The organism is Nostoc sp. KVJ3, from assembly GCF_026127265.1.
In the GTDB taxonomy this organism is placed as follows: Bacteria; Cyanobacteriota; Cyanobacteriia; order Cyanobacteriales; family Nostocaceae; genus Nostoc.
Genome location: NZ_WWFG01000001.1, coordinates 1654155 through 1667276, shown reverse-complemented (window position 1 = coordinate 1667276; position 13122 = coordinate 1654155). Strand labels below are relative to the sequence as shown.

Here is a 13122-nt window from a genome sequence, read left to right as displayed (position 1 = left end):
ATAAGGCAATCTACAGAAAGCAAATATGCAGACTCTCGCAAAACTCTCCCTTCCAAGTATGGGCTGCGGGACTTGGGCCTGGGGCAACCAACTGCTTTGGGGATATAACGAAAGTATGGATAACCAGTTGCAAGAGGTGTTTAACCTTTGTGTAAACAATGGTGTAACTTTATTTGATACAGGTGATTCTTACGGAACTGGGAGATTGAATGGTCGAAGTGAGTTATTGCTGGGACGATTCAACCGAGAATATATAGGTTTAGACAAAGACAATATTTGTATTGCTACTAAACTTGCTGCTTACCCGTGGAGATGGACACGTCAATCAATGGTAAAGGCTTGCAAATCATCTGCCCAACGCCTGGGAAAAAATGTTGATTTGGTACAAATGCACTGGTCTACAGCAAATTATGCTCCTTGGCAAGAGGGAGGGCTGTTAGATGGTCTTGCCGACTTGTATGAGCAAGGACTGGTCAAGGGTGTGGGACTATCTAATTATGGGCCGAAACGGCTTAAGCAAGTGCAGAAAAAGTTTGCTGAACGAGGCGTTCCTATTATTACTCTGCAAGTTCAATATTCTCTGTTGTCTACGTATCCTGTCACCCAACTAGGACTTAAAGACCTTTGTGATGAGTTAGGAATTAAATTGATTGCCTACAGCCCTCTAGCTTTGGGACTACTGACAGGAAAATACTCTGAGCAAGGTACTCTGCCCAAGGGCATCCGAGGTCTGCTATTTAGGCAGATATTAGCAGGAATGGGTAGAAATAAAGAAACTTCTGCTGGTAAATCGCTTCTGTCATGTTTGCAAGAAGTGGCACAGTTCAGAAACAAAACTATGTCACAGGTAGCGATTAATTGGTGCATTTCCAAAGGAACCATCCCCATCCCTGGAGCAAAGAGTGTCGAACAGGTGAGGGAGAATATTGGTGCATTGGGTTGGCAATTACAGCATAGTGAGATTGCAGAGTTGGATAGTGCGGCAGCGAATGCTGACAAAAAAATGGTGCAAAATATCTTTCAAACTAAGTAGAAATTCGGTCTAAAGGTTGGTTGAAGGCGAGAGCTTTTATCTCAATCTGTCAAGTCAAGAAGCTGATAAATCTAAACCTTGCCGAAAAGAGATTAGTATTTCATTCAATGCAGCCATATCAATTAAAAATGCATCATGTCCGTGGGTTGACTCCAACCACGCCAGTTGAGCATTAGGGATTAAATTTGCTAATTCTTGTTGTTCTACAGGCGGATAGAGGATATCAGAATCAATGGCGACAACTAAAGTCGGTTGCTGGATGCTTCGCAGAACAGATTCATAATCTGATAAATTAGGAACTGTGCGATCGCGTCCAACATCGTGGCGATCCATTATCTGGGTGAGAGTAATATAAGTGTTAGCATCAAATCTTTCTGTCAGCTTTTGACCCTGATGCTGTAAATAACTGGCTATAGCAAATTGCTCAGATGGATCATACTGCCGTCCAAAACGAGTTGTAAAACTATCCCAAGAACGGTAAGTAGACATCGCCATCATTCGCGCTACTGCTAATCCTTGGTTTGGGGGAGCATCTAGAGTGTAGTTCCCTCCTCGCCAATTTAGATCGGCATAAATTGCCTGTCTTTGGGCTTCACTTAATCCAATACACCAAGCAGAATGTCTACCAGAAACAGCAATGGGTGCGATCGCTTTGACTTTTTCTGGATATAATAATGCCCACTCCAGTGCTTGCATTCCACCTAGTGAACCGCCAATTACGAACCGCAGAGATTGAACACCCAGGTATTCTAGTAGTGCAGCTTGCAAGCGAACAATATCTCGGATTGTAATCTTAGGGAAGGATATGCCATAAGGGTTTCCCGTTATTGGGTTGATAGTAGTTGGCCCAGTTGTACCGTAACAACTTCCCAAGATATTGCTGCACACGATAAAATTGCGATCGGGATTAAAGGCTTTCCCTGAACCAAACAAAGGTTCCCACCAATCATCAGCGTCAGCCGAACCAGTTAAAGCATGACAAATTAGTACCCCATTATCGCCTTGAGCATTTAACTGTCCCCAAGTGCGATAAGCAACCTGAACCCCAATTAATACTTCGCCGTTTTCAAGTTGAAATGACGTTGTAAGCTGGTAAAACTGGGTTTGTGGTGAGATGAAGTTTGAGTAGATCATATTTGGGCATTGGGAGTGGGGAGCAGGGGGAGATGAGGGAGCAGGGGGAGAAGGGGGAGCAGGGGGAGAAGGGGGAGCAGGGGGAGCAGGGGAGAAGGGGGAGCAGGGGGAGAAGGGGGAGCAGGGGAGCAGGGGGAGCAGGGGGAGAAAGAACTAATACCCAATTCCCAATGCCCAATTCCCAATGCCCAATTCCCAATTTATAAATAAAATGCTTGCTTAAAATCCTCTTTGATATCGTCGATATGTTCAATTCCCACTGATACCCGCACTAAATCGGGTGTCACACCTGCTGAAAGCTGTTCATTATCACTTAGTTGCTGATGGGTTGTAGAAGCAGGATGAATCACGAGGGTTTTAGCATCACCAACGTTTGCTAAATGACTCGCCAATTTCACATGATTAATAAAGGCTTTACCCGCCTCCAATCCACCTTTGATACCAAAGTTTAAAACTCCCCCAAAGCCATGCCGCAGATACTTTTTCGCTCGTTCATGATAGGGGTGATTGGGAAGTCCTGGATAGTTAACCCATGATACTTGTTCTTGCTGCTCTAACCACCGAGCTAATTCTAGGGCATTGCTCACATGACGATCTACTCGCAAAGAAAGAGTCTCTAATCCTTGCAGTAAAAGAAAGGCGTTAAATGGACTCAACGACGGGCCAAAATCCCGTAACCCTTCAACTCTGGCGCGGATAATAAAGGCAATGTTGCCAAATGTTCCACCAGGGCCAAACACTTCTTGAAAATTCAGCCCATGATAACCAGGTGCTGGCTCAGTAAATAGGGGAAATTTGCCGTTACCCCAGTCAAATTTACCCGAATCGACTATTACGCCACCGATGGAAGTACCATGTCCACCAATCCATTTTGTTGCAGATTCTACTACAATGTCTGCACCATATTCAATTGGTCGAGCTAGATACCCACCAGCACCAAAGGTATTATCCACTATTAAAGGTATGCCGTTTTCGTGGGCAATTTCAGCTAAAGCGGCAAAGTCGGGAATGTTGAATTGGGGATTGCCAATGGTTTCAACATATAATGCTTTGGTGCGATCGTCGATCGCTTGACGGAAACTTTCTAGATCGTCTCCCTCAACAAATTTGACGTTAATACCTAAACGTGGTAGCGATACTTTAAACTGGTTATATGTTCCTCCATATAAGAAACTGGTGGAAACAATGTTATCTCCAGCCTGAGCGATCGTACTAATTGCCAAGAATTGCGCCGCCTGACCACTAGAGGTTGCTAAGGCTGCTACACCTCCTTCTAATGCCGCAATCCGCTTTTCAAATACATCCGTCGTCGGATTCATGATGCGGGTGTAAATATTGCCAAATTCTTGGAGAGCAAATAACCTAGCTCCGTGTTCGGTATCGTCAAAAACGTAGGAAGTCGTTTGGTAAATTGGTACAGCACGAGCATTAGTTCCGGGAGCAGGTTCTTGTCCAGCATGAACTTGCAGGGTTTCAAAACGATATTGTTCAGACATCAGCAGTTGTTTGAGTTTCTAGTTATACAAAGAAGTAATAATCCTATTTGAGCATTGTATGAGATTAAAATACGGTAATACTCACAAATTACCGTATTTTAATCTTAAATATTTTTGGCATTGTAGAGACGCGAAATTTCACGTCTCTACAACCCTTTGTAACTAAAGTCTTGAAACTGGATTTATCTTCTTGAACAGTACTCTTGCAAACATTAGTGCAACTTACTGGTATTTATGTACTAATTGCTAGAGGTTATTGGCGTTGCTGATTGCGGTATGAAAACGATTGTGCATTGCGGTGAAAAATCCTTGTAGAGACGTAAAATTTTACGTCTCTACTCAAGTTCATACCTCGATTCAGCAGGTAACGGAATATCGTTCGTGTAGCGTGCCAGAGGCATACCGCAGAGGACGCAGAGAAGCCAGTGCGCCCTTGCGGTTCCCCGACTTGTAGCAACTGGCGCGACACGGAGAAATAAGAGTTTCAGAGAGTTCTTGCGTAAGTCCTAAATTCTTAGAGAACTCAAGATGTGAATTGAAAAATTGCATAAATGTTCAACTCACTCAATTAGTTCACCCTTTTGGGTGAGTCGTATATCAACCGATCAGATGACCTGACTGAAGGAAGCTGAGATTAATAATAAAGAGGACTCTATTAATAAAGAACACCAATTACATTTTACCTAAGAAAAACCTTATGAAACTCATTACTTTAATAAAGTCTGCACTGATTTTTGCTTCTATTACTCTTGTACCTGGAATGGCTGTAGCTCAAACAGCTACTAACAGTAGTAGTCAAACAATAGCTATTAACTCTAACAATTTACCTAGTAACTCTACTTCTGTAAATTATCTCCAGCCTTTAAATTTAGTGACTCTCGCTTATCAGGGAGGTCTAAAGCAGCACGGAATTCCTAGTGGAGAAAAGCTAGTGTTTGAAACTCAGAATAAAAATATTATTGCTAAAGATTTGGTGAAGGCTGCTGTTAATGCAGATAAATTACCATCACAACTTTTAAACGACCAAAATTATCTAAGTGCTGTTAATTTACAACTCAACGCCTTGCCTGATTATGCTGCTGCTGATTGATTGGTTTTTCTTATAGTTTTTAGAAAACCAAATTTATGAGTATACTGTATTTGTGAGCTTGTTACTAATATAAATAAAAACCTTTTATACACAGCAAACACTGGTATAAAATAAGTTAGATATTGAAGAAGAGTTTTTAGGTTTTGACAGAACTTGTGCTTATAAGTTCTGCTATTGTGTGCTGAAGGCACATAAAATTGTATAATCAACAGCCTAATCAAGCAAAAATTTCGTTTTCTATAAAGAATGACAGAAGTAATTAGAACAGGGAGCCTAAATAACATCGAGTCCATTGAGTTTGAAAAGCGGTGCTTGCATAAAGCCAGAGAAATAGGCGATCGCAACCGGGAAGTTATTTGTTTAGCAAGTTTGGGTAATGCTTATCAGTCAATTGGGGAATACCATTTGGCAATTGAGTTTTATCAGCAATGGTTGGACATAGCGAGAGAAATAGGCGATCGCGCAGGCGTTGCCAAATCTTTATCTGGGTTGGGCAATGCTTACCAATCACTGGGAAAATACCAGCGGGCGATCGAACTTTATCAGCAGTGGTTGAGCATTACCAGGAAAATAGGCGATCGCACCGGGGAAGGCATTTGCTTGGGGAGTTTGGGCAATACTTATGAATACTTGGGCAAATACAAGCAAGCCATTGAGTTTTATCAGCAGTGGTTGAGTATAACGAAAAAAATAGGTGATTGGACTGAGGAATGTATTTGTCTGGGAAGTTTGGGCAATACTTATGAATCGTTGGGGCAGTACCAACTGGCAATTGAGTTTTACCAACAATGGTTAGAACTAGCAAGATTTATTAGCGATCGCAACGGCGAAGGCATGGCCTTAAGTGGGTTGGGTAATGCTTATAAGGCTCTGGGAAAGTACCAAAGGGCGGTTGAGTTTCATCAGTATTCATTAGAAATCAGAAGGAATCTTGATGACCAAAATGCAGAAGCAAACGCCTGGTTTAATTTGGGTTTGGTATTAGAAAAAATCAATCGAGAATCAGAAGCAATGGATGCCTTTTGCAATGCCCGCGAAATTTATCACACAATGGGAATCGATGCAAGCCTACAAGATTGTAACCACGCAATTGAGCTTCTTTCTCAAAATGTTTCAACTCTAGCATCTCGCTTCTGGTTTAGGAGATGGTTTAGTCATTTGTCGCAGTTTATAAAAGCTGGTTCTAAGCAGTAACTTCCTCTAGCACTGATTTAGTTAACGTGAGGATGTTTTAAAAGCTTTTGGCAATTTCAAATCGTCAAAATAGATAAAAATCCACTTTTAAAACATCCTCTGAATACATCAAGATGACGGATACTTGTTAAATACCGTAACTGAGTTATTGCGAGCGAAGGCAAACACGGTAAATGGGTCTTTTTGATTTCCTATTTCCATCCCAGGAGTACCTACAGGCATTTGAGGAACAGATAAACCAACAACATTTGGATTTTCTTGAAGCAGACGTTTAATATCGTTTGCTGGGACGTGTCCTTCGATGACATATCCATTAACAATTGCTGTATGGCAAGATGACAAATTATCCGGCACGTTATACTTTTGTTTAACTGTTTCGATTTCAGGCGTGATAAAGTCTGTAATTTGGAAACCTTGTGTTTTTAAGTGGTCAATCCACCCGCCACAACAGTTACAATCGGGACTATGATATACAGTAGCATTTAGTTGATCCTGCGTATGCCTAGTAGTACTTATCAGTTGAGCATTACTCATAGAAGCAGTGCTTCCCAAGATGCCCAACACCCCTGTTGTAAGACAAATCGTTAGCACTGCACGGATAAAGATGGGGAGTAACCATTTTTGCCAACAATAAATAAACTGTTTGTCCAACATCTAAAGCTTCCTAAATTCGATGCTTTATTAGTAATCATAACTGCAAGCGTAAACGCGTAGGGGCTTATCGCTCGTCAGTTGAGTAGGTACTGAACCCCACCCCCAACCCACTCCCCGCAAGCGATGAGGGGACTTTGATGTACCTTGTATGATTAGGAAACGCTATATCGCTCCTCAGACTTGTTTGATTAAGATGATTCAATGATTGATAATTAATAAATAAACATTGTCACAATGCTAATATATAAGACGTACAGTTTTTTGTAGCTTATAAATTCTCGTTTTAAAAAATCACAGAGATACTACATAAGCTTATGTTTTTAGCAAAGGTACTAAACTATTAATCCATTTGCACCACTTGTAGGACAACAGCAAGCCATAGAATTACTCACTCAGGCTGTTAGACAAAATCGGGTTGCTCCAGCGTATCTATTTGTGGGGCCTGATGGTGTAGGAAGAAGTTTAGCAGCTAGGTATTTTGTGGAATTGCTATTTTCTAGTGAGATGGGAGTCACTGCGGCTTTACAAAACCGTTTGCGTCAGGGGAACCATCCGGCTTTGTTATGGGTGCAACCAACGTACCAATACCAGGGACAACGATTAACACCAGTAGAAGCAGCGGAGAAAGGACTTAAGCGTAAAGCACCACCTGTAATTCGGCTAGAGCAAATTCGGGAAATTACCGAGTTTCTGAGTCGCCCGCCGTTGGAAGCGCCGAGAAATGTGGTAGTGCTGGAAGAAGCGCAAACAATGGCAGAAGCCGCAGCCAATGCCTTACTTAAAACTTTAGAAGAACCGGGACAGGCGACGTTAATTTTAATTGCACTTACACCTGAGTCTGTTTTGCCAACCTTGGTGTCACGCTGTCAACGCATTCCTTTTTATCGCTTAGATGCAGAGTCTTTGGCTGTTGTCCTCACACAAACAGGTCATCAGGAAATTTTACAAAATCAGGCAGTGTTGAGTATAGCAGCTGGCAGTGCGGGAAGTGCGATCGCATCTTACGAGCAATTACAAACTATTCCCTCTGATTTACTCGAAGACTTGAAAAAAGCCCCTGCTTCCTACCGCAAAGCCTTGGAGTTAGCCAAAAAAATTGATAAAGATTTAGATACAGAAGCCCAACTGTGGTTAGTGGATTATCTTCAGCAATTCTACTGGCAGCGCTGGCATCAACCTACTATTATTAACCAGCTAGAACAATCTCGCAAATACTTACTTACTTACGCTCAACCCAGGCTAGTCTGGGAATGTTTGCTTTTATCTATAAGTAGGTAGGCGCAAATAAATTAAAGTTCGTAGTCGGGACTTTAGTCCTGATAATCCTTATTTTGAGCGATGAATCGCTCACTACGAACTAGGATATTAGTTTATGTTTAATTATGCCTACCTACTTATGTCAAAAATAAGTTTAGAAAGAACGAACATTTTTAGAAGCTAGCCTAATTAGTTCTTCAACATTGTTTGAGATTGTATTACAAATCGCATTTAAAGGTAAGTCATTAGGATCAAATCCGAAAGGTTCTTCAATTTCTGAGCCAATTTGCTCAATACTTAATAAGGTAAAACTGACAAAAGCCATTATTAAGCCAGTCCACCAATTCAAAAAGCTAACAATTTCTAAAGGTAAGATCAGACAAAAAATTAATAACAATTGCCTGAGTTTAATCGTATATATCAAAGGCAGTGGCGTTTTTAAAATGCGTTCGCAACCACCTAAAATATCTACTAACTCATCTACGCAGTTATGTAGAGTAGTCAGTTGATAGACATTTAGATATTTATAGTCATGCTGATACTGCAAGTAATCTCCTATCCAGTAAGCAATTTGTAGTGGAGGATGATTAGTATCTTGAAGTTGTAAGTATTGTTTTTCAGACATGATAGATGCTAACTGAGTGTCTAAAGGTTCTGATCTTAGATGTAGCTTCATTGCAATAGCAAAGGCAGTTACTAACCGAAGTATTGCCTCTTTTTCTATTCTATCTTGTGATGTTTTTTCTTTAACTATTATCAAAATTCCACGAGTTAAATTACGAGATGTATTAACTAAAGATCCCCATAATTGCCGACCTTCCCAAAATCTATCGTGGGCTGTATTCGTCCGAAAAACTAATAGTAATGTAAAACCAATATTAAAACTTAAAACAGCGTTAGTAATAATACTGCTTGAATTTGTAAATGCTATTGGCAATCCTAAATAATAGAGAAATGATATTAAAAACCCATAGGCAGTACAAAAAAGTACCCAAGGGAGAATGATAGAAATAACTGACCTTTCAAGCCTAAGAGTTACTTGAAGCCAGTTCAATTTTTCGCCTTTGTAAAGGTGATACTTTTCTATCAAAGAGTTTTTGGAATTATTTTCAAAATAGTGAGGTCGTTTCATATTGGTAAGGTTTGACGATTACATCAATTAGCAAACTAACTTTTTTAGCTAAAATTGTCTTGCTTAAGCAAGATAGATGCAAGATGTAAGCTTGCAGATAGCGACCGTCATGCAACTCTAATCAACACAAGTTATAGTTTTAACATTGAAATTGATTTCTGTTAACCCTCTTTAGGTATGAAAATTCAGTAATTTTTTTCAAGTCTTCACCATCAGCTTGTTTTTTTGATTATTTTTAGTTAGAATCGCAGTCATTTTACTGTTTTATGTAAAATTTAAATCTAATAAATAATATAAGACTTACGCAAAATTGTCTCAAAAACCTGATTTGTCGTAGCGGTAATTCATGAATTACCGCTACTTTAGAACTTTCTTGTGTAAGTCCTGTAATACTCACTTTGTCTCGCTGACAAAGCATAAAGATTACTATTTAATTTTTGAACAGAATTAGGTATTGTAGGGGAGCCAGTGCGTTGCGGTGAATCCAGCGCTGTAGGTGGGTTTCCCAACCTAGGCGACTGGTGAACCCGAAGGGAGGTTCCCTCCGTTGTAGCAACTGGCGTTGTGTTAGAACAGAGTTTGTAACGCACCCTTATTAAAGATTTAGTGCGTTACTACAAATACTGAACTTTGTCCAAGAATTAAACCAGATTCCGATATAAATAAATATTCTAAAATTTGTTATTTCTAAAGTTTTTCAAAAATAAAGTGTTGACAAATTCAGTTATAAATTTATGCTTTATTTATCTTAAGCTTGAGAGCGCACAACTTCAATCAATAATTAAGTTTGATCGTGCTAGCAATTGAGAAGCAAATTAAAAGATGGCATCGAAAGTAAGCCTTGAGAGTAACTTCCATACAATAATCTTAAATTACCAGATAAGTAGGTATAGTAGCGATCGCTGGCGTTTATGAGAATCTTAGTCTAAAACGCCCAACTGCGATCGCTCTTCAACTATCACCACCTTGAGACTGCTGATAGCGACGTAAAACAGATTGGATATTTTTTTTACAAACTTCTTCACCAATTACCTGAGAAAGTAATTGCCACAATTGGGAACCCACTTGTTTGATATAGTCGTGTTCATAACTTATCTGCACCGCAATTTCCCCATAGGTGCGTCCTAGCCAACTTTCTAGCAAAACCACAGATTGAACGTCATTGAGCCTTTGCCCAAAGGTAGAGCCTAAAAGAGTATCGACTAAATTCAGTGCCTCTTGTGCCGTCATGAGTAAACCTGCTTTATTTATATGTTGAACTTATGATATTTCTCTTTTTAATAAGAGTTTTACGTTAAACGTTACATTTTTTTACAGTAACAACTCACTTTATCTCACCGACAGAGCGATCGCATTTGGGTTAATAATTAATACAGTGTAATTAAATTATGTTGACCTCTCAAACTATCAAAAGGAAATTAACAAGATGAAATTTGGTATTGATATGGGACACAATTGCCCTCCAGATACAGGAGCAACAGGCATCAAACAAGAAGATGTTTTAACTAAAGCAGTTGGTACACAATTGATCCAAAAACTCAAAGCTGCAAATCATACCGCTATTGATTGCACTCCCACAAGCGCCAGTAGTGTAACCGATTCTCTCAGACAACGAACTAATAAGGCCAATGCTAATAATGTTAATGTCTATGTTGCCATTCACTTTAATAAATTCAACAGTATAGCTCATGGCACAGAAGTTTATGCTATTAGTAATGCATCACAAGGTATTGCTGAATCAGTTCTCAAAGAAATTGTGCAACTTGGTTTTTATAATAGAGGAGTGAAAGATACAGGTTTCTTTGTTCTGAAGAATACACAAATGCCAGCTATTTTAATTGAATGCTGCTTTTGTGATGCAAAAGTAGATATGGATCTATTTGATGTTGAGAAAATGGCGGAAGCAATTAAAGATGGATTAATCGGTAAGCCTAAGAACAATGAGCTTAAACCTGATAAGAAATACGTTCTAGAAATTACAACAAAAACTCTTTTAAAACCCTCTACAGAGCAGTCATCAGACCTAGCAGAAGATTCTCTAGTTGATATTGAACCAGGAGATTACCCAATTTTAGATGTCCGTTTTGAAGAAAATCATTATTGGGTTAAGTGGCCCGATAAAAGTCAAGGAAACCGAAACGAGCATTTTATTTTTGCTGGACATGCCAAGGTTGTAGAAAAAGATTAAGTAAGTCGGCGTGAAAATTTAAATGTATGTCATTGCGAATGTAACGTACCCCTTCTCAAAAGCAAGCTACGCGTTGGCGCAGCCTAAGAAGATACGCTCCGCGAACATTCCGCTTTGCTCCATTTGCAATGACAAATATATATTTAATTTTGCATTCCTACTTATCTAAAAAGCCGGGGTTCTGCAAAAAAAATTTTAATAGGATAAATTTATGTCATTACTAGATGATTTAGTCAACAGTTATTTTGATAAAAATCTAGCAACAATATTTACACAGGTTGGGATTGAAAGTGCAAAAATTACTGATATAAATCGACAAATTCTCAAAGAAGTTACCCTGGCTCAATGGTTGCTAGAGTCTAGCAGAGGTCAAAGCGATCTTGCTGTCAATGCTAATAATTTTGCGGGATTAAAATGGCGAGTTCCTGAGATGAAAGGGTTTGCAGAACCGTTAAAAATCAAAGTTCCTTCGGAGCCAAAAGAAGTTGAGTTTTGTAAATTTACAGATATAGACGCTTTTATTATTGGTTATTGGAAATTTTTAACTCGCACTCCTTATAAAGGCTTAGAAGAATATACTAATACACCAGAAAACTTCCTTGGCTTTCTCAAAGCTAAAGGCTATTCATCCGATCCTAAATATGTCAGTAAAGTTATAGACTTGCTTCCAGAGGCACAAAAATTATTGGCTAATGCAGGTGGAGTTACCATTCCCACTTCAGTAGAACAACTTCAGTTAATTCGGGTTCCCAAAGAAGTTGAATTAGGGCAAAATTTTCGGGTTGAAGGCGTAGCACCTTTAACCGACAGTGGCAAAATTTTGTCGATTATCAGTGACGATCGTTCTCCAGCTACAAGTGTAGCAATTAGTCAGGATGGGAAATGGCAATTTGATTTCGTTTTTAAACAAGAAGGCGATCGCAGCATGATAATTTCTGTTGACGATCAAAGTCTAGAGATCCACATTAAAGTTGTTGTTCCTTTCGATCGCAAGGACGATGAAAACACTCAACAACCTACACCATCAAGTTTACCAGGAGCCAAGGTCATTGAACTCGGTGGTAGTGTGGGAATTGGTGGAGTCAATAAAGCTGATGATGTTAAGGCGATTAAGGCGCGATTGTATGAGCTAGGCTACAAATGGGTGGGCGATCCTAACAGTGCAGACAGAGACAGAGGACTATTTGATGCAATCAAACTATTTCAGTCAATTATTGCCGGTCGCAGTACTGTTAATGGTGATGGTCGAGTTGATGTTGGGGAAATAACTCATCGATGGTTGCAAGCAGCTAACGCACCCAGGTGGGAATTGATGCCCAAAAGTGACCCTAATAATGGTTTTGTTAACGGTGAACTGGAAGACACCCAAGATAACCACGACTTTGGAACACACTGGTTAGCTGATATTATTAAAATAATTGCCCAAGATTATCAAAATAGTTATCGTAGCACTCACCCACAAGCGGCTCTATTCGCAATTAACGATGTTAGCCTTCCTCATGGCGGCGATACTCCCGACCATCAGGGACATGAAACTGGTATGATGTGTGATATTTACTTACCCCAAAAAAATGGAAATTTTGGTGGTATTGTTTGGTGGAGTTCTGAATACGATCGAGAGGCGGCGCGAGCTATTCTCAAGTCCATTAGTAAGCAAAAGCTGGTGCGGGCAATCTTTTTCAACGATCAACAACTAATTCAAGAGGGACTTTGTGTTTCTCTCAGTGGTCACGATAATCATATTCATTTTGAAATTAACCCACCAGTCAGGAGCTAAGGGATTTCTAAGAAATAAATTATTTAACTTGTCGCAGAAGTCCCCACCTTCAATGTACTCATAAGGTGGGGATTGTGAGCGGGGGGTGAGGATTGCATCCAGTATTGTTTTTTTGCTGACGCAAAAAAACAATACTGGATGACGAAGGGCCAAAATTTTCTGATAAA

11 protein-coding genes are annotated in these 13122 nt (G+C 39.8%); 6 read left to right on the top strand and 5 right to left on the bottom strand.

Annotated features, from left to right (window positions below; all coding sequences use genetic code 11):
• Nucleotides 1-25 precede the first annotated feature (25 nt).
• Nucleotides 26-1033: an aldo/keto reductase gene (locus GTQ43_RS06670; protein WP_265271730.1), complete on the top strand. Its 1008-nt coding sequence runs from the start codon at nucleotides 26-28 to the stop codon at nucleotides 1031-1033.
• A 54-nt stretch (nucleotides 1034-1087) separates the two neighbouring features.
• Here the strand turns inward: GTQ43_RS06670 and metX are convergent, their stop codons facing one another.
• Nucleotides 1088-2167: a homoserine O-acetyltransferase MetX gene (metX, locus tag GTQ43_RS06665; protein WP_265271728.1), complete on the bottom strand. Its 1080-nt coding sequence runs from the start codon at nucleotides 2165-2167 to the stop codon at nucleotides 1088-1090.
• A gap of 200 nt (nucleotides 2168-2367) precedes the next feature.
• Nucleotides 2368-3663 (bottom strand): O-acetylhomoserine aminocarboxypropyltransferase/cysteine synthase, encoded by a 1296-nt coding sequence (locus GTQ43_RS06660; protein ID WP_321162416.1) that lies wholly within the window; start codon nucleotides 3661-3663, stop codon nucleotides 2368-2370.
• Nucleotides 3664-4360: 697 nt separating this feature from the next.
• On the opposite strand from GTQ43_RS06660, the gene GTQ43_RS06655 reads away from it, so the two are divergent.
• On the top strand, nucleotides 4361-4753 hold the full coding sequence (locus GTQ43_RS06655) for a hypothetical protein (RefSeq protein ID WP_265271726.1): 393 nt from the start codon (nucleotides 4361-4363) through the stop codon (nucleotides 4751-4753).
• A gap of 246 nt (nucleotides 4754-4999) precedes the next feature.
• The gene (locus GTQ43_RS06650) at nucleotides 5000-5947 is read left to right on the top strand and encodes a tetratricopeptide repeat protein (RefSeq protein ID WP_265271725.1); all 948 of its coding nucleotides are present in this window, start codon (nucleotides 5000-5002) and stop codon (nucleotides 5945-5947) included.
• Nucleotides 5948-6055: 108 nt separating this feature from the next.
• Here GTQ43_RS06650 and GTQ43_RS06645 read toward each other — a convergent pair whose 3' ends face one another.
• Entirely contained in the window at nucleotides 6056-6601 is a 546-nt protein-coding gene (locus GTQ43_RS06645; protein WP_265271723.1) for a DUF411 domain-containing protein, read from the bottom strand.
• Between the two features lie 339 nt (nucleotides 6602-6940).
• Between GTQ43_RS06645 and GTQ43_RS06640 the strand changes: the two genes are divergently transcribed.
• Nucleotides 6941-7879 carry a DNA polymerase III subunit delta' gene (locus GTQ43_RS06640; protein WP_265273684.1) on the top strand — a complete coding sequence of 313 codons (939 nt, stop codon included), beginning with the start codon at nucleotides 6941-6943 and terminating at the stop codon, nucleotides 7877-7879.
• Nucleotides 7880-8012: 133 nt separating this feature from the next.
• On the opposite strand, the gene GTQ43_RS06635 is transcribed toward GTQ43_RS06640, so the two are convergent.
• Both GTQ43_RS06635 and GTQ43_RS06630 read right to left on the bottom strand, forming a co-directional pair.
• Nucleotides 8013-8990, bottom strand: a complete 978-nt coding sequence (locus tag GTQ43_RS06635; RefSeq protein ID WP_265271721.1) for a bestrophin family protein — start codon at nucleotides 8988-8990, stop codon at nucleotides 8013-8015.
• Between the two features lie 951 nt (nucleotides 8991-9941).
• Nucleotides 9942-10220, bottom strand: a complete 279-nt coding sequence (locus tag GTQ43_RS06630) for a hypothetical protein (RefSeq protein WP_265271720.1) — start codon at nucleotides 10218-10220, stop codon at nucleotides 9942-9944.
• 196 nt (nucleotides 10221-10416) lie between these two features.
• Between GTQ43_RS06630 and GTQ43_RS06625 the strand changes: the two genes are divergently transcribed.
• Nucleotides 10417-11178 carry an N-acetylmuramoyl-L-alanine amidase gene (locus GTQ43_RS06625; protein ID WP_265271718.1) on the top strand — a complete coding sequence of 254 codons (762 nt, stop codon included), beginning with the start codon at nucleotides 10417-10419 and terminating at the stop codon, nucleotides 11176-11178.
• Between the two features lie 211 nt (nucleotides 11179-11389).
• Nucleotides 11390-12955, top strand: coding sequence for a glucosaminidase domain-containing protein (locus tag GTQ43_RS06620; RefSeq protein WP_265271717.1), 1566 nt, complete (start codon nucleotides 11390-11392; stop codon nucleotides 12953-12955).
• The last annotated feature ends 167 nt before the right edge of the window (nucleotides 12956-13122 follow it).

Bases quoted from the DNA above. Each gene is read 5' to 3' on its own strand.
- GTQ43_RS06635 (WP_265271721.1), bottom strand. From the start codon at position 8,990: ATGAAACGACCTCACTATTTTGAAAATAATTCCAAAAACTCTTTGATA.
- GTQ43_RS06670 (WP_265271730.1), top strand. From the start codon at position 26: ATGCAGACTCTCGCAAAACTCTCCCTTCCAAGTATGGGCTGCGGGACT.
- GTQ43_RS06655 (WP_265271726.1), top strand. From the start codon at position 4,361: ATGAAACTCATTACTTTAATAAAGTCTGCACTGATTTTTGCTTCTATT.
- GTQ43_RS06620 (WP_265271717.1), top strand. From the start codon at position 11,390: ATGTCATTACTAGATGATTTAGTCAACAGTTATTTTGATAAAAATCTA.
- GTQ43_RS06630 (WP_265271720.1), bottom strand. From the start codon at position 10,220: ATGACGGCACAAGAGGCACTGAATTTAGTCGATACTCTTTTAGGCTCT.
- GTQ43_RS06650 (WP_265271725.1), top strand. From the start codon at position 5,000: ATGACAGAAGTAATTAGAACAGGGAGCCTAAATAACATCGAGTCCATT.
- metX (WP_265271728.1), bottom strand. From the start codon at position 2,167: ATGATCTACTCAAACTTCATCTCACCACAAACCCAGTTTTACCAGCTT.
- GTQ43_RS06625 (WP_265271718.1), top strand. From the start codon at position 10,417: ATGAAATTTGGTATTGATATGGGACACAATTGCCCTCCAGATACAGGA.
- GTQ43_RS06645 (WP_265271723.1), bottom strand. From the start codon at position 6,601: ATGTTGGACAAACAGTTTATTTATTGTTGGCAAAAATGGTTACTCCCC.
- GTQ43_RS06660 (WP_321162416.1), bottom strand. From the start codon at position 3,663: ATGTCTGAACAATATCGTTTTGAAACCCTGCAAGTTCATGCTGGACAA.